The following is a 20,869-nucleotide window of genomic DNA, read 5'->3' on the forward strand; positions in this document are numbered from 1 at the left end:
AAACGTGGGTCAATCGAGTAGTCCACATCTCAACAGAGAGTGACGATTAATAGATATTGAAGGAAAACGCAACAGCAAACAATTTCCAGGTTTGCAAGATATACATCCTTCTTTTTAAGAGTTAAAGTGGATTTACTAAAAATGCACGAAGCAAACAAAGGAAGTTAGCAATGGCAGTGATTCCAGAAAAATATAAGGATCTCCTGAACACAAAATCTGCTGCTCATGTGGCAACAATCGGACCTAAAGGGGAACCCCAGAGTTCGCCGGTCTGGTTTGGCTGGGATGGTGAGCATGTTCTCTTTAGCCTGACTAAAGGTCGTCAGAAGTATCATAATCTACAACGCGATCCACGTATCGCGCTGTCAATTACAGATCCCAAATTATTAGAGCGCTACCTTGAAATTCGCGGCAAGGTGGTACGCGTTGATGAGGATCCTAAGCTGGATTTCATCAATTCTATGGCTAAGAAATATCTTGGTCTCGATAAATATCCGTGGCATCAACCCGGCGATGAGCGTGTGGTGATGGTTGTACAACCAGAACATGTAACCTATCAGGGCTAACGCCTGCAAAGTAATAAAGCGTCCCTCAAAGGCGCTTTTCCCCGCGCGAGCGATACAATAATAATGCTAAACTATGCTATATGTCCCTTTCTTTCTATCAAATGAAAATCATCGCTCGCGCAGGGCATACCTATTGGGAGGGCTCAAGGGATGAAGCGCCCACAGCAGGGAACGCGCCTCTTACGGGCAACACTCGTGACCCCTTTGAGTGGCTCGCTGGCCCCGTTTGGTCGGGCTTGTGCCAATGGGCTTACGCTATGGGCCCGCCATGCTGCGCAATTACCTCCTCCATGGACCGGCGTGGAGCTTGATGTCTATGACCTGGGCAGTGATATGGCCGCGGGCCTCCAGGCAGCGCTAAATACACGGCCCGATATATTGTTTGGGCCATATGGCAGTAATACGATGCTCGCGATGGCACGCGCCACCCAACGTACGATCTGGAATCATGGTGGTGCCACTTCTCGACTGTCTTTACCAGAGTTTCCACAGGTCATCAATGTACTTTCACCAGCTTCAACCTATTTTGTAGGCGTCCTGCAGGCTGTGCGTGCATTCGATCCAGTTGCAACGACGGTCTCGCTCTTCCATGCTACGACTGGCTTCGGACGCGATGTGGCAGGTGGTGCCATAAAGGCTGCCAGCGAGCTTCAATTTAAACTACAATCCATATCTTTCAAACCGCAGCAGGCTGCGACCATGGCACACACCGTCCCGGACGCCGATGTACTGTTAGTGGTAGGGAACTTCGCTGACGAGCTGGCGGTAGCTACGCCCTTGCTGACACGTAAATGGCGTGCGTCGGCATTCGTTGGAGCCGGGGTAGAAGAAGTGCTGGCACCACTAGGAAAGCTACGAGAGGGTTTGCTAGGTCCAGCACAATGGATATCCACGGCAGCACTAGAAGCGGATGAAGGGCCTAATGTAGATTGGTTTGTTAAAAACTATAAGAAAATGGTAGGGGATGACCCTCCCTATCCAGCGGCCCAGGCATTCGCCGCCGGGCTACTCTGCGCGCGTTGTCTGCGCGATAGTGGATGTTGTGAGGATGCAGACCAGCTCGCGGCTGCTCGCCAGTTGGAATGCAATACCCTCTATGGCGCGTTTCGCATCGATCCTCAGAGCGGCCTGCAAGCAGCGCACCAGGTACTTATCGTGCAATGGCAGGATGGGGAACGCCGTGTGGTATGGCCGCCAGAGCAAGCAGAGCGTCCTCTACTTGTGCCATTCAATCAATAATCTTCGGGACTTGTTCAGGCATGCAAGCTTGATAATACCTAGGAACCCTTGCGATGCTTATGTGCATTCGAAGCACTACCGGATCGCACATCTCGATCCTGAGTGCACTCCTGTGAATCAGCCTTGTGGGTACGCCCCATGCGTAGATCCCGACCTGCTGGCTTTTTTTCTGTCTGAGGATGTACACCAGGATTTGCGTGCGCCATTGCTTGCGCATGAAAGGTTTCTGGCTTCTTGTATGTTCCAGTAGTAATCGGTGTACTTTTTTGGGGATTATTGCGACCCCCAGCCATTTTTGACCGCCAGTATTGGTGCCTTTTTGCCATTTTCTGCCCCCTCTCAACCATTGAGAATTCAAGGATCAGACGTTATCATCTTGACTGCTCTACCGAAAATTCATATACCGCGCTCCTTCGTAAAGGAGAGTATCTCCTGCTGATTGACGTTTACCATCGTAGTAAAGGTAGTCAGGTAGTTCTATCATAAAGTACACACGTTCACCAGTAGAAAATGTGACACTCCCCCTTATGTTAAAGTCAACAGGCCCAAGATCAACTAGACCAGGCCAGGAAAGAAGTCCTTTTTGATCTGATCATTTCTAACGTTCATATTTTTCAAAACCTGTTCATAGGCTCGCACCATGTCCGGGGGTCCAGAGATATAATACGTGCGCTCAGTATAATCAGGAATGGTCTGGAGGATCATCTGCTCATTGAGTCGGCCGACAAAACCGGTCCAGTCACGCGGAATGGCGCTGGTGTCGGTCAGGGTGCAAAATGTTTTGATACCCAGTTGTGTATAGGCAGAGTTTAAGACATCTTTATAAGCGATCTCGTTGGCGTATCGATTGGCGTAGAGCAGGATAATATCGCGTCGCTGGCGCATATCGAGCAGGTACTTCAGCATACTTCTAAATGGGGTAATACCAATGCCGCCCGCAATAAACACGAGCTTTTCATTAGGATCAGATGGTAGCGTAAAATCTCCGGCAATCTGGGCGGCCACAATCTTTGTTTTACCATCCATGCGATACATAGCATTCTTAAAGCTACTCCCCTTGTCATAGAAGCGTACACCCAGGTGTACATTGTTCTCGGTCGGCGAAGAGGCCAGCGTAAAGTAGCGGCGATTGCCCCGGCTATCAGCATGAGGATGCTCCAGCGTGAATTCCATATACTGTCCAGGGGTAAAAGCCAATTTCTGTGAAGGTTTGAAGACAAAATCCAGAATATCTGGGCCCATTTTGATTTTCCGGTTGAGCTTAAGGGCAACTTTCTGTTTGGGGCTGACCAGGTAGGAGAAAATGTTACTAAGCACCAGGGCCAGTTCCGGGGTCAGGTAGATGCTGGCAATATGGATCTGAGGAATGAATAAGACACCAGTGAGCACGGCGTAGATGCGTCGTAGATTTCTGGTGGGAGGTGCCGTTAATGGTTCGGTCAGCATTACTGTAGCAAAGAAGACAAGCGGCGAGAGCAACAGCAACTGGTTGAATTCTGAGAGGGCTGATTTGCCTTGCACCAGATCAAGCACACAGGCACAGACAAGTACGGTCACACTAAAAATTACGACCAGGTCTATCTGGCGTAGTTTGCGAGCAATCAACAAACCACCGATCAAGACGAGGGGCAACATACTGGTAGTGCCAATCCACCAGCTGGCCGACTCACCCAGCGCAAAAGAGGTAATCACGACCGCGATGGCTGCTGGATTGAAGATGTGCTTTTTGTAAATGGCCAGGATATATTTGGAAGACATGGCCAGGATGGCCGCCCAACCGAGAAATTGAAAACTGGCCTGTGACTGCGCCGGGTCAATGATCAGCGCCAGAATCAGGGCCGTAATGGTGGCGGATTCAATATTGGTGGGCACTTCAAAAAAGTACCCCATGATGGTGTTCATGGCCCAACAGATGATGACCAGTACGGCGGTAGATGCCAGCAACGCCAGTGGCGAGAAAGGCAGAAATTTAAAGTAGGCCAGGACCGCCGCGACGCCGATCAATGCGATCAGGATATAAAGGACCAGGCGGTACATAGTTATGCGATCCAACAGGTAATCTATTTTTGCTATCATGATTTTAATACATACCTTTCAAATCCACTGGTATACGTCGCACGAGCATGGGCATCAATCATATATCCTTCAAAACCAGCTAATTTTTCAATAAAAAGTATTCCCTTCTCCCCCATCGCAAAGGCGGCCGTGGCAAAGCGGTCCGCTTCATATACATTTGGCCCAATAACGGTAATACTGACTATATTCTGCAACTGCTTCTGCGGATCATGTGGATTATAGATGTGCTGTCCTCGAATGGCCGTACCAGAGGTGGCGATGCCTTGCCCAGTAAGGGCCACAATCTTTACATTCTGGTTACGATTGAAAGGATTGCGTATGCCAATACGCCAGGGATGGCCATCTTTACTGCCGGCCACCTGAACATCTCCGCCAGCATCAATATAAAAATTCTGCAAGCCTTGCGCCTTTAATATAGCGGCCGCATTCTGGATAGCCCAGCCTTTGACAATGCCCGAAGGATCACAGCTACCATTATGGTGGATATCGAAATATCCCTGCGTCTCCTCCCTGGTCTGCTCACTGAGCTTCAGAATAGTCTGCATATCCGCGCTATAGCGCTCGACTGGCAACTCACCTCGATTGATTTGCGAAATCTCGCTATCAGTTTTGTATGTACTGAAGCGCTCATCAACCGCGATAAAATAGTCAAACACTTGCTCTAAAATAGCCTCTGTGGCGGCTGCATCCAGAACTTCAACGGTAATTGGCATGCCCATCAGCAGACGTGTATTCTTCATGGGTGTTATGCCTTAGCCTGGGACAGCGCATCGCCGAGCGACTGAATAAATGCCTCACTCGAATCGGTAGCACCGGTCACAATATCAACATTATTGTTTTGCGCTTGAATGGCCTCTTGTGTCAGTTGTGGATCGGCAAAGCTATTAATAGAAACTGAGCGATTGCGATCATTGGGATATTGCAAAAACTGTACGTCTTTGATCTTGCCATTTTGAATGATTGCCTTGACTTGAATATTGCCCCAATGGGCATCCGCCACACTTCCCGTATATGAACCATCTTTATATTGACCGCTCGAGGAACCATTTGTACTGGGCACAGTTGTTGGCGTTGCACCATTGGAGTTCGAGTTACCCGATGAGCCAGACGAGCCTGATGTACTTGATGAGCTTGACGAAGAACTTGAACTCGTTGGGGTTGAGGGTAAAACAGCCACCTGGTTAGCATGGCTGAATAGTAAACTATAGAGAATAAAGGCGCCTACAATGAGGACCGCTACAGTTAATTTCTTCATGTATATGATATCCTTCCGAAAAATGCACGAGCCATAATCGCTATGGTAGAGAAAAGGTCACCAGGACCAGGTCTACAGCCAGCGCTCAGCTTGCCATTTTTGACTACCTTAGTCCAAAAAATTTGCAAGCGAACATATGACTGTCTTTCGTTTTTTATTTATACTCAAAGCTTACATTGCTTTTATTTGAATTCCATTAAAACCTTACGCCAACTTTCTAATTGACTTTGCCAACAAGAACACAATGTCTGAGAAAGTAGAAAGCATGCGCGCCTGACAATAATCATTATCAATGTCTTTTAGCTACGTCGAACAGCAAAGCAGTCACAAGGAACACAGATCTGGTTACTTATAGTACGTTCCTTATTTATCACAAGAATATGAAGTCTGGATTAATAGCATACAGATCACATTGATAACTCAGGCAAGGTTTCTCAGAGGTCGTCATTGTCCTATGACTCATTTAAATCAATAGTAGCGCGTCGATATCAAAAAAGAGACGTAAAGCTGTAAAAAAATTGTAAAGTACCAACAGAAAAAACCTCTTCCCTTGAGCCTATAACTAATGGAAGAGGTCGGTAATAATGTATGACAAGCAGGAAGCGAAATGGCTCCTCTGGCTATGATTGCTCGATGAAGGGAAGCCCGGCATAATTCTCGGCCAGACTGGTAGCAGCGGCCAGAGAATTAACGGTGTACTCGAGTTGGGCGCGCTGCATACGCTGCTGGAAGGGATCATCATCTGGAAAGCGATGGAGCATCGAGGTCATCCACCACGAGAAGTGTTCGGTGCGCCAGACGCGTCGTAGGCAGGTAGCGGAGTACGCTTCTAAGAGGTCGGTGCGCCGCTCTGGGCCAACGCGCGGGCCAGGTGCCGGACATCGGCGACAGCGAGGTTAAGGCCCTTGGCACCCGTTGGCGGCACAATATGGGCGGCATCACCAGCGAGAAAGAGGTGACCATATTGCATCGGCTCAATCACAAAACTGCGCATAGCCAGAATGCTCTTTTGGATAATCGGTCCCACGCGCAATTGCCAGTTGTCATGGGTGACCAGGCGCGCTTGCAGCTCCTCAATAATCATAGCATCGGACCAGTTGGCGATATCGTCCTGCGGATCGCACTGGATATACATACGCTGAATTTCTGGTGAGCGCGTACTGACCAGGGCGAAGCCGCGCTGATGATAGGCATAGATCAATTCTTGTGCCGATGGAGGAGCCTGGAGCAAGATGCCCAGCCAGCCAAAGGGATAGGCGCGGCTATACGTATGCTGGATCGAGGCAGGAATAGAGCCACGCGCCACGCCATGAAAACCATCACAGCCCGCAATAAAATCACATTGTAGCTCAACCTGCTCATGGTCATGCATAAACTGGATAAGCGGTTGATCGCTAGCCACCCCGGAAAGTTGCACCTCCTGCACCTCGAAAAGGATCTGACCACCCTGCTTGAGGCGGGCCGCAATACAATCCTTAATGACCTCATGTTGTGGATAGATCATGATAGCGCGCCCATTGGTCAATTCATGCAAATTAATGCGGTGTCCGCGGCCATCAAAGCGCAACTCAATGCCATGATGAACCACCCCTTCGCGCTGCATACGTTCGCCAAGACCCATTTCACGCATCAGATCTACCGTGCCTTGCTCAAGCACACCGGCACGGATCGTTGATGCCACCTCTGCCCGGCTACGATTTTCAATGACGATTGAATCGATCCCCTCCAATGCCAGAAGGAGCGACAAAAATAAGCCAGCCGGACCAGCGCCAATAATGCCGACACGGGTATGCATATGCATAGTCATTCGTCTCCTCCATGAGTAAAAAATCTATACACCACCTCGTGCTATGCGTAATTCATGATAGTCCTTAAGGGCCCGATCGATAAAGATATCTGAGCTTCCAAGATAGGATGCTGGATCGAGGGCCTGTTCGATCTCGGCCGCTGTCAGAATAGAAGATATCTGCTCTTCCGCCATGGCTGCTTGCTGCAGTGAGATATCCACCCGGCTGGCGTGTTCACAGGCTGCTTTTACAATACTCTGGGCCACCGGACGTCCAAGATGATGAGCCAGGGCCATAGTGAGTGACTCGGACATAATCAGTCCACCTGTTAGCTCTATATTCGCGCGCATACGGATATCATCAATCTGGAGACCGGTCAGCGCGGATTGCACCCTCGCTACCGCGCATGCGGTATAGCGAAAAAGGTTGGGTAGGGCTATCCACTCAGCCTGCCAGCCACCAACACCACGCTCATGTTCCTGGACCATGGCTGCGAGTAGTACGGGAACTTCGCCCAGGGCCAGGCGTGATGAGGCCAGGGCACTGGTCGCATAGACAGGATTGTGTTTCTGCGGCAGGGCTGATGAGCCACCTTTCCCCGGTGCGGACTGCTCTACTGCCTCACCCACCTCGCCCTGACTCAGCAATACCAGGTCCTCGGCGATCTTGGCCATCGCCCCCGCGATCACACCCAGGACCGTGGCGATATGGGTCACACGATCTCGTTCGGTATGCCAGGGCAGATCCGGTACAGGCAGTTGCAGACTATCGGCCAGAAACTCCACTACCTGCGGACCTTTGTTGCCTAAGGCAGCCAATGTACCGGCGGCTCCTCCCAGTTGCACGGCCAGGGCCCGCGTCCGCACTTCATCCAACGCCTGTAACTGGCGCAAGAGCATACTCAACCAGCGCGCAGTCTTCATCCCAAAGGTAATCGGCAACGCAGGCTGCAAAAGGGTGCGCCCAATCATCAGGGTACCCCGATGCTGCTCAGCCAGGCTGGCACAGAGCGCACAGATCGCCAGCAATCCATCCACGAGCTGATTTATGCCCTCACGAGCCTGCATCATCAGCGCCGTATCAAGCGCATCCTGACTGGTGGCGCCCCAATGCACATATTTGTGCGCCTCCCCCTCGATCTGGGCCGTCAGCATACGTACAAGTGGAATAGCCAGCGTCCCCGCAACGGCCGCCTCTTGATAAAGAGTATTTATGTCGAATAGCTCTAAGCGACAATGGGCCGTGATAGCGCTGGCAGCGCTGGCTGGGATAACACTGGCACGGGCCTCTGCCTGGGCCAGGGCCGCTTCAAAAGCCAGTATACTGCTCACATGTGCCTCGGCTGAGAAGATAGCAGACATTGCCGGCGTACTGAATAAGAAATCAATCGGTTCTGACATGGGGTAGCGCCTTTCCCGTATGAGCCTGCTCTGTACGCGCATGCAGTTCACGTAATATCGTTAGCTCATCAATGGTTGGAGGTTGCGTCTGCTCAACGACAGGCGCAAACCGAATTGGCCAGCCGGTATTGCGCACAACCTCTTCACGCGTGACACGCTGATGCAGCGAAGTAACAATTAACTCGTGTGTTCCAGGCTCTGGTCTTAACAGACAAAGATCGGTCACCACCAGGGTGGGTCCTAATGTAGTAATGCCAAGCTGTTGACGATGATCACCACCACGTCCATAACCAAATGAGGTAATAAAATCTACCTGCTCAACAAATGTACGGCGATTCTGGCGCATAACAATATAGGTCTGGCCACACTGGCTGGCAATCTCTGGCGCGCCACCCCCTCCAGGGAGCCGCACTTTAGGGCGTTGATAATCCCCAATGACGCTCGAATTGATATTGCCAAAACGATCCAGTTGAGCTCCGCCTAGAAAACCAACCGAGATGCGTCCGCCCTGTAACCAGTATTGAAACATCTCTGGCACAGATACCGTGGTCAGGGCCGTTTCACTCAATTCCGGATCGCCAATCGAGAGCGGCAAGACCGCGGGCCGGGTACCAATCGTCCCTGATTCATAAATGAGTGTGATGTCGGGCGCATGGGTCAACCGCGCCAGGTTACAGGCTTCCGAAGGGGCACCAATGCCGACAAAACAGACATCCTCATTTTTTAGGACACGTGCCGCGGCAATGGCCATCATCTCCAGCGCAGAATATTCCATTGAACTTCCTCTCACTACGTTGCCAAAGCTACTTCATAGACCGGGCAACCAGCACATGCTCCTGCATCCAGGCAAGAAAGGCCTCACGATCCCTCGCAATGGCATCCCAGGCAGTATAGAAAGCGTTGTCGCGTCCATAGTAGCCATGAGTATAGGACGGATATGCCCCGTTTGGGACCTGGACAACCGCGCTGATAGTCCAGTGCGGTAACACTGCGGCATTGGGGCCGGGCGCACGCAAATCGTCAACTATTTCTTCTACGGTCACAAGTACACGCCGCGCGGCCAGGGCCGCCTCTTTCTGTACTCCAATAATACCTTCGAGAAGCACATTGCCACTACGATCGGCTCGTTGGGCATGGATGATCGTCAGATCCGGGCGCAACGCAGGCACAGCCGCCAGTTGCTCGCCAGTGAAAGGACACTGAATAAAGCGAATATTAGGATTTACTTTAACCAGGTCGGAACCTTGATAGCCACGGAAGATCGCGCAAGGTAGGCCCGCGGCGCCCGCGGCATAGGCATTGGCCAGCGCGGCATGACTATGCTCTTCCAACTCCAGCGACTGGGGCCAGTCATGCTCAACAGCATCCCGCAGCCGGTGCAGCGTCCCAACCCCTGGATTCCCACCCCACGAGAAGATCAATTTACGGACACATCCCATCCCGATCATCTGGTCATAGATTAGATCTGGCGTCATACGTATCAGGCATAGGTCTCGTTTCTGCTGCCGAATGATTTCATGACCGGCGGCAAAAGGAATCAAATGGGTGAAACCTTCCAGAGCAATCGTGCTGCCATCCTGGACATACTCAGCAATGGCAGCCTGTAATGAAAGAAAAGAGGTCATCGGGCTAGCTCCATCAGAGATTGAAAAACGCCGTCTCATGCGCGCCCTGCAGAATAATATCGAAGCGGTAGACAAGCATCTCACCGATAAGTTCACATCTGGCCAACAAAGTCAGTCGCCGCTGCTCAGGGACGAGCAGCAGGACCGGATCGCTGGCATTGGCGGGCTCGTCCTCAAAGTATAGCCGCGTCACCAGGTGATTGAGCAGCCCGCGCGCAAAAACGGTTATACAGATATGCGGTGCCTGCAATTGCTGCTCATCAAAGGACACTCCACCAGGCTTCACCGTCTCAAACCAGTAGGCTCCATTCTCATCTGTACCGGAACGCCCAAAACCACTGAACGATGGATCAAGTGGTGCTGATCCCTGGTCCGATGGATGATTGTAGCGCCCATGGGCGTTGGCCTGCCAGATCTCAACCAGCGCATCGGGCACCGGAAGTCCATCGCCATCAACAACAATCCCCTCAATACGTATACGCGCCCCAACAGTCTGCGGCGAGGTCAGGATATTACGACGACAATCCTCACGTAAAAGGGCTGGTGAGAAAAAAGGGCCAACAGTCTGTGAGGCGGTTAATGGTAGTACATTCATGATGGTACCTCGGCTGGCTCAAAAGGTGTCGCATAAGGTCCACGTACAACAATATCCCAACGGTATCCCAGTGCCCACTCTGGCTCGGTGACCTCATGGGAATAGATAGCAATCAGACGTTCGCGGGCCGCTGCAGTGGGGACGGATTGCATAATTGGATCGTGCCGTTGCAGTGGATCATCGGGAAAATACATCTGGGTAACAAGCCGGGATAGCAGCGCCGGACCAAAAACCGAAAAATGAATATGGGCCGGGCGCCAGGCATTTGGGTGATTTTTCCAGGGGTACGCTCCCGGTCGAATGGTCAGGAAACGATAGACACCCTGGGCATCGGTTAAACAACGGCCCATGCCAAGGAAGTTGGGATCAAGCGGTCCCGGCCATTGATCGCGTTTATGCAGGTAGCGACCCGACGCATTAGCCTGCCAGATCTCTAGCAAGGTATTTGGGATAGGAGTGTTTCTCTCATCGAGCACGCGACCCATGACGATGATACGCTGACCCAGAGCCTCACCACCAGTGCCGGCATTGCGCGTAAGATCTGCATCCTCCGGAGTGATGGCGCTAATAGCTGGACCAGGGCCTGTCAATTCAGAGATGGTCAATGGCACCTTAATCAGCGGCAAGAGCGGGGCACGGCGACGCGTGGATTGATAGGCTTCATACAAATAGGGTGGGAAGACCTCGCTATCACCACGCACAATATCACCAATCGTAAGATGGGGGTTCATACATCCTCCTGAGCCTGCTTCACATCTTGCGTGGCCGTTTCAGGAAACTCTTTTTTAGCCAGGGCGAACGCGGCATTGGCCGCTGGCACACCGGCATAGATGCCTACATGCAGCAGCACTTCAGCCACTTCGTGTGGATCAACCCCACAATTGCGGCTGCCATGCAGGTGCAAAGCCAGTTCTTCACGACCCAGCGCCGCCAGAATAGCAATCGTGACCAGGCTCCTGGTACGCCGATCCAGATCAGGACGGGCCCAGAGGAATCCCCAGGCCGTCTCGGTAATAAAGCGCTGGAAATCAGCATCCAGGTCCGTCGTATTCGCTAGCGACCGCTCAACATGCTCGCTTCCGAGCACCTCTTTGCGGACATTCATTCCAGCTTCATAGCGTGATTCCGTCATGATTACTGCTCCAGTTCTTCAAAGTCTGCCTTATTCTTGTATGCCTCTGCCAACTTGACATTCTGGTCAGCATAATCATAACCAAGCCTTGATGGTCTATTGTTGAACACCAGAATGCCCAGGCGGTCATTAGAAAAAGTATGACAATTAAATTGCTCATAGGTTATCCGGTCGGTTGCTTGCTAGTAGTTAAAGCTTCGGCGCTCGGCCAATTGTTTATCAAAGTCCATGCTCAGGTTATAAACCTCCATGATACGCTGCATATTCTCGCCATCATATTTCTTGGCAATATCTTTGACCTTCTCCTCTGGTTTAACCATCACGGGATAATCCTCGTAGCTAAAGGTGTCGCATACTACAATAACATGAGTAGCGCCTTCCTCCTTGCCACGATTCAGCCATCTTTTGATGTCTTCCTGACTTGTTCCCATATGTCCTCCAAATAGTTGCTTCCGTTACTTCCGTATTTTATATACGCAACCAGAAATTCGATAGGTAAGCTTAGACATCCAAGTCCAATCCATAAGCCAGCACGTGTTGCATCTACTTCCAAAAGCATCACAAGAGCAAATGAGTGCATATATCATCATCAGCCCTCTATGCTGTTGCTCTTTGTTTCTATAGAAACTCATCTATCCCTGCGATCCAAGACCTAATTTCTGCCCCCGCCAACCATACTTTTCTATCCTTGGCGCAGCTCAAAGCACGCTCAAAATTACACCACATATCTCCCACCACCTCACTGTGATAGGTCATTTTTGATTTCCTCCTACTAATATTGGGCTAAAAAGAGAGGAGGTAACACTATTTGTTACCCATCAAACTGGTTGCAACACTATTCACAATATTCAATTTTTACAAGAACAAGATCTGACTCACCTACAAAGAATTTACCACTCCTCACTATTCTAACATAGGATAGAGCGATTACAGCAGTGCATGCCGCACGATTATACTGCTTGACTTTTATTACCATATTAGCATCGAAATCGTAAGCTCACTCTATTTGATTAAAAATAATTGCGTAAAAGTATGCAATTATTTTTCCGTAATTGTCTTTCTAATGAAGAAAAAGCTCAATAGAACATAAATTCAAAACATATAAATTATATTTGACTTTGCTAGCAGTAAAGCATCATCGGAGGAGGAGTCAATTTATGATCACAAGCAATGAATATTTTATTACCCAGATGAAATTGCGCGAGTTACGTGAGCAGCGTAGTCGATTAACACAAGCCTATACCGAATTACGCCAGCAAGTTGATGTGACGGAGACAGAAACAGAACGCCTACGTACCTTATACAATGGCTTGCGCCAGTTAAAGTTTGCCAACCAGGAACTACATCCCGATATCGCCAACCTGGAACCGCTGCTGGATCAGGCCGATGGTCAACCGGTGTCTGCAGAAACGCTGACTTTCTGGCGTCAACGTCTAGAAAAGGAGTTGGCTGGTGGACAGTTACGCTCTGAGATTGTCTATGTTTTTGGAGCACTGCTAGAGGAATGGGCCGCCGGAGCACCAGAGAGTGCCCAGACACGTGCCCAGCGCGAGCAGGAGCAGAGAGTACAGCTAGAGCGCCTGCTACAGCCAACACAAACGGGCAACTATGCGAAACTGCTCGACACCCTGTTGGGCGATTTTGCATTCAACGATCCTGAAATACGAGCACAACAGTTCCAAAAAGCAGTTGGCAGTCAGCTACGCGAACGGGTAGATGTGCGAGAGTTATCAAAAGTGCTTAAACAGTTAAGCAACAGTCCTTATCACGCTCCAGAGATACGTAAACAGGCCCAGAGCTTTGTGGCTGACAATATTATGCAAAAGGAACTGGCGGACGCCCTGACTATCATGCTGGAACATCTGGATGAATGGCAACGCTCACAGGAAGGGGTGCCGCCACGAGCGTTCTGGACCTTAAATAAATGGCGTCTCTTTATCGATGACGACCTACCCACTGTCTTCCTCAGATCCTCGATCTGCTAGGCACATTCCGTTTCCTCATCACCGAGTTGGTGCCTTTGCAATTAATTGTGCATAAATATCGTCAGGAGGATAACGCGGCAATAAGCGAATAGAAAAAGAGACGACAGGAAGTAGGCCATTGCGGCAATGGCCTACTTCCTGTCGTCTTCTCTGGCTAACTAGCAGCTTTACAATCGTATAAATGTGAGGAACCGCCAAAGCCCCCAGTGCTGGTAGCTGAACTGGATTGCCACTGGCTGGATGAAACAACAGTACAGCTTTGAGTCACCCAGGAGGTTGCACTACTGCTTTGTCCACCAGGACCCTCACCAAAACCACCTGCGCTATTGAGCAAGAAGTAGCGGACTGTGTTGTTGGCGACCAGGGCTTTGAGCTGGCTGCTGGTCAGGATGGGATCGCTACCAGAGAATCCACCCAGGGCCATGACGGCTTTGTTCGTAGAGAGGATGATCGAGTCGGCAGATTGTGAACTGGGAACGGCCAGCAGATATTTCGTGCTGCCCTGATTGGCCTCCAGGTATTTTAACAGGGCGCTATCGACGTTTCCGCCCGGAGCCCCGCCCGCATTGGCTGGCGCACCTCCTGTAGGAGCCTGCTGCCCACTCGTGGTACCCTGTCGATCAAAAGCAAAACGGCGACCAGTGCCAGCGCCACCACCACCAAATCCCTGCTGGCTCGCACCCGCGGTCGGCAGGTCCGCCACAATGTTGTTGACGGCCGGGATGGCAGACCAGACAGCAGAAGTTAGCAGCAACGCCGCCAGGGCCAGTCCAACCACAGACAACAGCAGACGCGTAGTAAAAGCCAGGCGCGGTAGCAATCGTGCCAGGAAGAGTATAGCTGCCGCCAGGGCACAGACGATAGCTATCACTGGAATGAGCCAGCTTCCCCACGATGGGTCAGTAGCAATAATATAGATCTGCTCCAAAGCGGTCAGAATCAAAGCCAGGGGCAAGAGCCAACCATGCCAGCCCGCGCGCCGATAATCCTGCCACATGACTACGATCCCAATGCCGAAGAGGGCACAGATAGCAGGAGCCAGGGTGGAGAGGTAATATTGATGGAAGAAACTGGCCGCGCTAAAGAAGATTGCGATCGTAAGCAACCAGCCCCCCATAGCAATAGCGATTGTTGTTGCCGATCATCCCTGAACTGTGGGCGGCGCTGCCAGGCCAGGGCCAGCATACCCAGCAACGCCAGAGGTAAGAGCCAGACTATCTGCCCACCGAGAGGCTGGGTAAAGAGGCGCAAGATGTCAGGAGTGCCCGTATTGAAGGCCCCACCACCGCCACCGAAGCCACCACCGCCAAAATTTCCGCCACCAGTAGTTGGGGGTGCCTGCACACCAGCCGTGCCATTCGGAGGATTTTGTCCAGTTGTATTACCACCCGGAATGCCAGTATTGCGGCCACCTAAACCAAAAGAACCAAGCAAACGTTGAACACCATTATAGCCCAGTGCCAGGCTAATCTCTGAGTTATCCTGACTCGACCCAACGTATGGACGCTGAGAGGTTGGAGTCAGGTCCACAGCCACCGCCCACGATAACGAGATTGTCAGCATCAGCAAAGCCGCCAGTGCCAGGTGAATAAGACGCACCCAGAGGCGTTTGGGGGCGGCTAACAGGTAGAGCAGCCCATAGGCAGGGACCACCAGGTAGGCTTCGAGCATTTTGATATTAAAACCAAGGCCCACACAGACCGCACAGAGTAATAACCAGCGCAATTTGCCCGCTTCAGCTGCCTTCATCACCATCCAGGCCCCAAGCAACATCACCAGGACCAGGGTACTATCGATAGTATTATTACGATTGGTCACCACGCTAATCGGACTGATGGCCAGCGCCAGGGCCGCCAGCCATCCGGCCATCACGCCAAAGTGGCGGCGCACCAGGTAGTAGAGCAAGATGACAGAGAGCACGCCGGCCAGCGCCTGGGGCAAAAAGATGCTAAAGGGGGTAAAGCCAAGAATTTTTGCACTGGCCGCCTGCAGCCAGAAGCCTAAAGGGGGTTTATCTACCGTGACGAAGCCACCGGGGTCGAAGGCGACAAAGAAAAAGTTGTGCCAGCTATCCAACATACTACGAATCGCGGCCGCATAATATTGATTGCCATATCCATTCTGTCCCAATTGATAAAAATTCATAAAAATCGAGACCAGGGCGACGAGGGCCAGCCCTACAGGTTGTTGAAAACGCTGCCAGTTACCCGCTTTCGGCTCTGGCCAACGCTCTGAACGTGAATCAGAAACAGTTGCCGTTGTATCAATCATTATTCCCCATATTTCCTTTCTGGATAGGTATCACTACCTTCACCAGACATATCGCGCAAATCACAGCCTCGGTAGACACAGCTACCAGACAGGCAGTGTTCAAGCTGCGCCATGTGTACAGACGCTGCATATTTTTTAGAGTAGAGAGTATTGATGAGAAAAAGATTGGAAAGGTAGCAAAATTATGGGCGGCACGGGCAGGATTTAAGCATTTGATCAAAAATTTACAATATTCATGTTTTTCTCTCATGATTTTTCAATAAAGTTTAAGTATTCTCTCAATATTAGCGGAAACAGTTTCTAGAGGAGAAAAGCGATGCATGTTCTTGTGGTCGAGGACGAGAAGCGGCTGACATATTTATTGCGCCGGGTGCTACTTGAAGAGCGCTATGCTGTTGATCTGGCCCATGATGGAGTTGCTGGCCTGGATCTGGCCTTAAGTGATACGTATGATATAGTGATTCTGGATGTCATGCTGCCGGGCATGGATGGGATTGAGATCTGCCGCCAGATGCGCGCGGAGAATGTGATGGCGCCAGTCCTGATGTTGACGGCGCTAGGGCAGTGGAAGATCGCGTCACCGGCTTGAATGTGGGGGCCGATGATTATCTCACCAAGCCTTTTGCAATGGAAGAATTGTTGGCCCGCATCAATGCCTTGCTGCGCCGGCGCACACAACGCTTTGATGAGAAACAACAATTGATAGTAAGAGATCTGACACTGGATATGATGCGCCATGAAGTGCACCGAGATGGTCAACTCATAGAATTGACGGCCAAAGAATTTGCCCTGCTAGAATATCTGATGCGTCACCCTGGGCAGGTCCTGACAAGGACACAGATTACTGACGCAGTCTGGCGTTATGATCTCGAAGCACTCTCAAACGTAGTTGATATATACATCCACTACCTGCGCGAGAAGATTGATCAAGGCTTTCCACATCCATTGATCAAGACTGTTCGGGGTGTTGGCTATAAAATACTCGGATAGCAGCTATGAGATTTACCATGCAGTCAGAGTGGCTCCGTATGTTGAAGGGGGAGGGTAAACCAGAAACGGGCACCTTCACCCGGCACGCTATCAACACCAACCTGTCCATTATGTTGCTCGATTAATGCCTGGCAGATATGCAGACCCAATCCTAAACCAACGCCACCGGTCCCTTTATTCTCATTGCGCTCGGGAACCTGATAAAAACGCTTCCAGATACGTCTCTGCTCTTCCTCGCTCAGACCCGGCCCAAGATCCTGGACCCAGACACGCACTTCCTCAGAGGATGGTTCTATACCTACAGATATAGGAGAAGAGGCTGGCGAGTATTTGAGCGCATTGGTCAGATAGTTGTTGACGACCTGACTGATACGCATGGCATCAGCCAGCACAGGAAGGTTCTGAAATGTACTATCAAAGGTAATCTTGCGCTCACGGATCATAAGTTGCTGTTCTATAACGGCGTTTCTTACCACTTCAAAAAGATTGCAAGGCACTGGATTGACAGCCAATTTACCAGTGTGAATACGTGTCACATCAACCATATCATTGATCAATCTGGTCTGCACATTGATCTGTTTCAATGTCCGTTCGAGCATGGTAGCCATGTCATCGACCAACCCTTGTTGATCGCCAGTCAAAGGATGAGGGGTTGTCTGCAATTGCTTCAAGCGGCGATTCAGCAGTTGTGTGTTTGCTTTAATGCTGGTCAAGGGTGTGCGCAACTCATGGCTGGCGATATGGATAAATTCATCTTTACGGCGCTCTAATTCGTCTCGCTGCGAAATATCATAAAAAGTACTGACAGCAAATACGATATTTCCATCCGTATCATAGACAGGGGCCGCACTGACCGAAAACAGGGTTATGGTGCCATCACCACGGCGGTAAAGCATATCCTCTTGCAACACAACCTCACCAGTTAACGAGCGTGTGATAGGATATTCTTCAGGCCGATATGAGGATTCATCAGCATGTATGGCGCCATACTGAACATAGCCAGCATAGGTAGGACTCTCTAGTAGTTGATGGCGCAAGAGGCGAATGGCTTCTTCGTTATGCAAGAGTAACTTACCAGAGGGTGCTTCGGCAATCGACAATCCCGAGGGCATCTGGGCCATAATCGTTTCCAGGCGTAACTGCTCTAATTGCAATTTGCGCTGCAAAGTATCGCGTTCCTGGCATGCCAGAACTTCTTCAGTCACGTCTTTTGATATAACCAGCAAGCTGGCAACGTCGCCAACTGAGGTAAAAGTAGGAGTCACAGTAACGCGCCAGGATTTCTGCAAGCCATGAGCAGTAGGGCAATCGCCTTGAAAGGTCGTTGTTTTTCCAGCTATTGCTCCCTGCATAGCATCACGTAACTTTTGCCGCTCATGCTCAGGCCATAACGTCTCCCATGGGGCATACAGGCAGGTAGAAAGATCCTCAATCCCCAACAGTTTTTGCCCACCCTTATTCATGTAGATAAGGTGGCCCTCAAGGTCCAGCACTTTAATACAATCTGTACTTTGTTCAATAACTTGATGGAGGATATCGGTTGATAAAAATAACCTGCTTAGATTGGCAGAGGTATTCTGTGTTTTATCTATAAATTCTGGCAAAGTATGCGCTCATTTCTGCCGGAAGCAGTATGTTCCGATTTGCTCACCTCGATTATACTGTACCTGGCGGGAGAAAAAGAGTGAAGGTGAGAAGACTACCAACACAGATCTTTGGCTTTGATGCAACAGTATGCGTCTAAGGAGTATATCATATTTCTCAGACCACCAGTATACGACAGGCGGCTAGAACTTCCTTAAAAGGTAGGGGCTCGAGCTCCAAAAAGTACCAACCCCACAGCTACAAATTGTGACCTACGCTTAAAAGCAAGCGAAAACTATGCTTACTCGCGCCTAGCTTTTTCATAGCAAGCCTTTGCTATAATACGATAACATAGACAGAGATTATTATCAGGAGCTATCGATATACCATGGAACAGCCGGCAAAAAAACGTCTTCATATCTCCCACAGGACGGGTACCATCCTGGGTCTGGTAGTAATTGCGCTTGCGGTGATTAGCGTGCTTTACTCAGGACCACACGAAGTCGAACATGACTCTCTCTTCGCAGCCCCACCGACTCCCACTGTTGTGGTGACAAATCCTGTGGCCAGCACCAATCTACACCAGACGTATGATTACAACGGGGTCCATATCGTCTTTACAAAAGCCGAAATGGCCAGTAAATTCTCAGATGATTTTAAACACGGCGGCAATTATGTCGTACGTATTTCTTTAAATACAACCAATAATAATCAAGATACCATTGGTGTCGATTACTTTAATCTGACCCGCTTAATTTTGCCTTCAGGGCAGAGCGTTCAAGGCAAAGTAGCATCAATCAATGCGGCCGTGTATCCTGGAAAACCACAGAGCGGCTATGTGGATTTTCCGGTCAATGACAAGATTGACCTCTCCCAAATCAAATTGCAGTTTAATAAAACGGTTTTGCAGTAGCTGCTTTATGACAGAGTGTCATACACTCATGTTTATGGGAAGCTTGTCGCTCCTTTACGGGCGGGCGCTGGCGCGCCCGGGCTTTTTTTCTTGTGTGGTGCAAAAGTGCGCCGGGCGCACTTTTGCACCACACAAGATGACTTCGTGAGCGCCGAAGGCGTGCAAACTCAGGCATGAGGAGCGCGGCGATCATAAGGATCAGACACCATATGAGAAAACGCGGCGATCAAGACCTAATCGCCGCGTTTTCTCATATAGGTAGAGTAGAGCAGGGCATTTTATCCATTGACAGAGCAATAGACAAGACGTACCATAGGCATCTGAACTTATAGCACACACAATACAAACATTGTCATCCAAAAACAGGTGGGAGGGCCACACGGTGTCAACACAGAAAGATACAATTAGCTTACTAATTTCATGCCCTGATAAACCGGGCATTGTCTCCGCTGTCTCAGGCTTCATTTTTAAGCACAACGGAAATATCTTAGAATCAGATCAATACTCAACCAACCAGCATGACGGCAGTTTTTTTATGCGCATCTGTTTCGCAGAAGATACCTTCCAATTGGGGGAGGGAGAGTTGGGCGAAGCTTTTCAGCCGATAGCAACCCAATTTCAGATGCAATGGACCGCAAATTATTCGCGCCGACGCAAACGTGTTGGCATCCTCGTCTCTAAATATGATCACTGCCTCGTTGATCTACTCTGGCGCTGGAAAATTGGCGAGCTAGCAATGGATATCCCTTTTATTATCAGCAATCACCCTGATCTGGAGGGGCTAGCCAATATGTATGATGTCCCTTATTATCATTTTCCCGTCAAGCGGGCGACGCGGCAACAGGATGAGCAACGCATGCTCGATTTTATTGGCGCGCAGGCAGACTTCCTGATCCTGGCACGGTATATGCAGATCCTGGAGCCTTTCTTTGTTGAAGCATTCCCTCAACGTATCATCAACATTCATCATAGTTTCCTGCCCGCTTTTGTTGGAGCCAGTCCCTATGACCAGGCATTCAAGCGAGGTGTCAAGCTTATCGGGGCAACCGCCCATTATGTTACCAACAGCCTGGATGAAGGCCCCATCATTGCCCAGGATGTCATTCACTGTGATCATCGGGATAGCGTTGACGATCTAATCCGTAAGGGCCGCGATGTCGAGCGTCGCGTGCTGGCGGAAGCAGTACGCCTCTATACCACTGACCGTGTGCTGGTCTATGAAAACAAAACAGTCGTCTTTTAAATATCAGGGACTCTTCAAAAGCAGTGGTTCTTGAAAAGTCCCTGATATATACACTTTATCCACATTTTCTGACACTTTTTGTGCTCAGTTTCATGCAATCAGATGCTTTTCCTGATCCCCTGATAAGCGCACCAATAAACAAGCTGCTAGATAACGTTATCCCCAAACCTGATAACAGGCTCCCTCACTCCCTTGCTAACTACATTAA

Annotated in this window: 19 protein-coding genes and 2 pseudogenes; 6 read left to right on the top strand and 15 right to left on the bottom strand. The window is 50.2% G+C overall.

The genetic code is table 11. From position 1 onward, the window contains the following. Positions 1–170: 170 nt before the first annotated feature. Together EL645_RS02745 and EL645_RS02750 are read left to right on the top strand one after the other, a co-directional pair. Positions 171–566 (top strand): PPOX class F420-dependent oxidoreductase, encoded by a 396-nt coding sequence (locus EL645_RS02745; protein ID WP_126548618.1) that lies wholly within the window; start codon positions 171–173, stop codon positions 564–566. 150 nt (positions 567–716) lie between these two features. Beyond that, positions 717–1,805: an ABC transporter substrate-binding protein gene (locus tag EL645_RS02750; protein WP_126548619.1), complete on the top strand. Its 1,089-nt coding sequence runs from the start codon at positions 717–719 to the stop codon at positions 1,803–1,805. Positions 1,806–1,843: 38 nt separating this feature from the next. Here the strand turns inward: EL645_RS02750 and EL645_RS02755 are convergent, their stop codons facing one another. From EL645_RS02755 to EL645_RS02810, 12 genes and pseudogenes are all read right to left on the bottom strand, one after another. Continuing rightward, positions 1,844–2,131, bottom strand: a complete 288-nt coding sequence (locus EL645_RS02755; RefSeq protein WP_126548620.1) for a hypothetical protein — start codon at positions 2,129–2,131, stop codon at positions 1,844–1,846. A gap of 229 nt (positions 2,132–2,360) precedes the next feature. Further along, complete coding sequence (locus EL645_RS02760) at positions 2,361–3,881, bottom strand: RnfABCDGE type electron transport complex subunit D (protein ID WP_126548621.1); 1,521 nt, start codon at positions 3,879–3,881, stop codon at positions 2,361–2,363. Further along, a complete protein-coding gene (locus tag EL645_RS02765) occupies positions 3,878–4,621 on the bottom strand; it encodes an FAD:protein FMN transferase (protein ID WP_126548622.1) in 744 nt (247 codons plus the stop codon). The genes EL645_RS02760 and EL645_RS02765 overlap by 4 nt, the downstream gene beginning before the upstream one ends. A 5-nt stretch (positions 4,622–4,626) precedes the next feature. Further along, positions 4,627–5,136: an FMN-binding protein gene (locus EL645_RS02770; protein ID WP_126548623.1), complete on the bottom strand. Its 510-nt coding sequence runs from the start codon at positions 5,134–5,136 to the stop codon at positions 4,627–4,629. Positions 5,137–5,756: 620 nt separating this feature from the next. Further along, positions 5,757–6,931 (bottom strand): annotated as a pseudogene (locus EL645_RS02775) (4-hydroxybenzoate 3-monooxygenase). Positions 6,932–6,967: 36 nt separating this feature from the next. Continuing rightward, positions 6,968–8,323, bottom strand: a complete 1,356-nt coding sequence (gene pcaB / locus EL645_RS02780; protein WP_126548624.1) for a 3-carboxy-cis,cis-muconate cycloisomerase — start codon at positions 8,321–8,323, stop codon at positions 6,968–6,970. Next, positions 8,307–9,098 (bottom strand): CoA-transferase subunit beta, encoded by a 792-nt coding sequence (locus EL645_RS02785; RefSeq protein WP_126548625.1) that lies wholly within the window; start codon positions 9,096–9,098, stop codon positions 8,307–8,309. The genes pcaB and EL645_RS02785 overlap by 17 nt, the downstream gene beginning before the upstream one ends. Before the next feature lie 28 nt (positions 9,099–9,126). Beyond that, the gene (locus EL645_RS02790; RefSeq protein ID WP_126548626.1) at positions 9,127–9,948 is read right to left on the bottom strand and encodes a CoA transferase subunit A; all 822 of its coding nucleotides are present in this window, start codon (positions 9,946–9,948) and stop codon (positions 9,127–9,129) included. 13 nt (positions 9,949–9,961) lie between these two features. After that, positions 9,962–10,543 carry a protocatechuate 3,4-dioxygenase subunit alpha gene (gene pcaG, locus EL645_RS02795; RefSeq protein ID WP_126548627.1) on the bottom strand — a complete coding sequence of 194 codons (582 nt, stop codon included), beginning with the start codon at positions 10,541–10,543 and terminating at the stop codon, positions 9,962–9,964. Further along, a complete protein-coding gene (gene pcaH, locus EL645_RS02800; protein WP_126548628.1) occupies positions 10,540–11,274 on the bottom strand; it encodes a protocatechuate 3,4-dioxygenase subunit beta in 735 nt (244 codons plus the stop codon). The genes pcaG and pcaH overlap by 4 nt, the downstream gene beginning before the upstream one ends. Next, positions 11,271–11,675, bottom strand: a complete 405-nt coding sequence (gene pcaC / locus EL645_RS02805) for a 4-carboxymuconolactone decarboxylase (protein ID WP_126548629.1) — start codon at positions 11,673–11,675, stop codon at positions 11,271–11,273. Before pcaC ends, pcaH begins: the two co-directional genes overlap by 4 nt. A 182-nt stretch (positions 11,676–11,857) precedes the next feature. Next, complete coding sequence (locus EL645_RS02810; protein WP_174845288.1) at positions 11,858–12,106, bottom strand: hypothetical protein; 249 nt, start codon at positions 12,104–12,106, stop codon at positions 11,858–11,860. Positions 12,107–12,832: 726 nt separating this feature from the next. On the opposite strand from EL645_RS02810, the gene EL645_RS02815 reads away from it, so the two are divergent. Further along, on the top strand, positions 12,833–13,660 hold the full coding sequence (locus EL645_RS02815; RefSeq protein ID WP_126548630.1) for a hypothetical protein: 828 nt from the start codon (positions 12,833–12,835) through the stop codon (positions 13,658–13,660). A gap of 154 nt (positions 13,661–13,814) precedes the next feature. On the opposite strand, the gene EL645_RS02820 is transcribed toward EL645_RS02815, so the two are convergent. Together EL645_RS02820 and EL645_RS02825 are read right to left on the bottom strand one after the other, a co-directional pair. Further along, positions 13,815–14,765 carry a mannosyltransferase YkcB-related protein gene (locus EL645_RS02820; RefSeq protein WP_126548631.1) on the bottom strand — a complete coding sequence of 317 codons (951 nt, stop codon included), beginning with the start codon at positions 14,763–14,765 and terminating at the stop codon, positions 13,815–13,817. Next, on the bottom strand, positions 14,660–15,931 hold the full coding sequence (locus EL645_RS02825; protein ID WP_126548632.1) for a glycosyltransferase family 39 protein: 1,272 nt from the start codon (positions 15,929–15,931) through the stop codon (positions 14,660–14,662). Before EL645_RS02825 ends, EL645_RS02820 begins: the two co-directional genes overlap by 106 nt. A gap of 316 nt (positions 15,932–16,247) precedes the next feature. Here EL645_RS02825 and EL645_RS46205 point away from each other — a divergent pair. Continuing rightward, positions 16,248–16,921: pseudogene (locus EL645_RS46205) on the top strand (response regulator transcription factor). 23 nt (positions 16,922–16,944) lie between these two features. On the opposite strand, the gene EL645_RS02835 reads toward EL645_RS46205, so the two are convergent. After that, positions 16,945–18,525, bottom strand: a complete 1,581-nt coding sequence (locus tag EL645_RS02835) for a sensor histidine kinase (RefSeq protein ID WP_126548633.1) — start codon at positions 18,523–18,525, stop codon at positions 16,945–16,947. Between the two features lie 368 nt (positions 18,526–18,893). On the opposite strand from EL645_RS02835, the gene EL645_RS02840 reads away from it, so the two are divergent. Further along, positions 18,894–19,418 (top strand): hypothetical protein, encoded by a 525-nt coding sequence (locus tag EL645_RS02840; RefSeq protein WP_126548634.1) that lies wholly within the window; start codon positions 18,894–18,896, stop codon positions 19,416–19,418. A 382-nt stretch (positions 19,419–19,800) separates the two neighbouring features. Beyond that, positions 19,801–20,661: a formyltetrahydrofolate deformylase gene (gene purU, locus EL645_RS02845; RefSeq protein WP_126548635.1), complete on the top strand. Its 861-nt coding sequence runs from the start codon at positions 19,801–19,803 to the stop codon at positions 20,659–20,661. The last annotated feature ends 208 nt before the right edge of the window (positions 20,662–20,869 follow it).

This window comes from Dictyobacter kobayashii (assembly GCF_003967555.1).
Lineage (GTDB): Bacteria > Chloroflexota > Ktedonobacteria > Ktedonobacterales > Ktedonobacteraceae > Dictyobacter > Dictyobacter kobayashii.

Bases quoted from the DNA above. Each gene is read 5' to 3' on its own strand.
- EL645_RS02785 (WP_126548625.1), bottom strand. From the start codon at position 9,098: ATGGAATATTCTGCGCTGGAGATGATGGCCATTGCCGCGGCACGTGTC.
- EL645_RS02745 (WP_126548618.1), top strand. From the start codon at position 171: ATGGCAGTGATTCCAGAAAAATATAAGGATCTCCTGAACACAAAATCT.
- pcaG (WP_126548627.1), bottom strand. From the start codon at position 10,543: ATGAATGTACTACCATTAACCGCCTCACAGACTGTTGGCCCTTTTTTC.
- EL645_RS02770 (WP_126548623.1), bottom strand. From the start codon at position 5,136: ATGAAGAAATTAACTGTAGCGGTCCTCATTGTAGGCGCCTTTATTCTC.
- EL645_RS02840 (WP_126548634.1), top strand. From the start codon at position 18,894: ATGGAACAGCCGGCAAAAAAACGTCTTCATATCTCCCACAGGACGGGT.
- EL645_RS02760 (WP_126548621.1), bottom strand. From the start codon at position 3,881: ATGATAGCAAAAATAGATTACCTGTTGGATCGCATAACTATGTACCGC.
- pcaB (WP_126548624.1), bottom strand. From the start codon at position 8,323: ATGTCAGAACCGATTGATTTCTTATTCAGTACGCCGGCAATGTCTGCT.
- EL645_RS02755 (WP_126548620.1), bottom strand. From the start codon at position 2,131: ATGGCAAAAAGGCACCAATACTGGCGGTCAAAAATGGCTGGGGGTCGC.
- EL645_RS02750 (WP_126548619.1), top strand. From the start codon at position 717: ATGAAGCGCCCACAGCAGGGAACGCGCCTCTTACGGGCAACACTCGTG.
- EL645_RS02790 (WP_126548626.1), bottom strand. From the start codon at position 9,948: ATGACCTCTTTTCTTTCATTACAGGCTGCCATTGCTGAGTATGTCCAG.
- EL645_RS02810 (WP_174845288.1), bottom strand. From the start codon at position 12,106: ATGGGAACAAGTCAGGAAGACATCAAAAGATGGCTGAATCGTGGCAAG.
- pcaC (WP_126548629.1), bottom strand. From the start codon at position 11,675: ATGACGGAATCACGCTATGAAGCTGGAATGAATGTCCGCAAAGAGGTG.
- pcaH (WP_126548628.1), bottom strand. From the start codon at position 11,274: ATGAACCCCCATCTTACGATTGGTGATATTGTGCGTGGTGATAGCGAG.
- EL645_RS02825 (WP_126548632.1), bottom strand. From the start codon at position 15,931: ATGATTGATACAACGGCAACTGTTTCTGATTCACGTTCAGAGCGTTGG.
- EL645_RS02765 (WP_126548622.1), bottom strand. From the start codon at position 4,621: ATGAAGAATACACGTCTGCTGATGGGCATGCCAATTACCGTTGAAGTT.
- EL645_RS02815 (WP_126548630.1), top strand. From the start codon at position 12,833: ATGATCACAAGCAATGAATATTTTATTACCCAGATGAAATTGCGCGAG.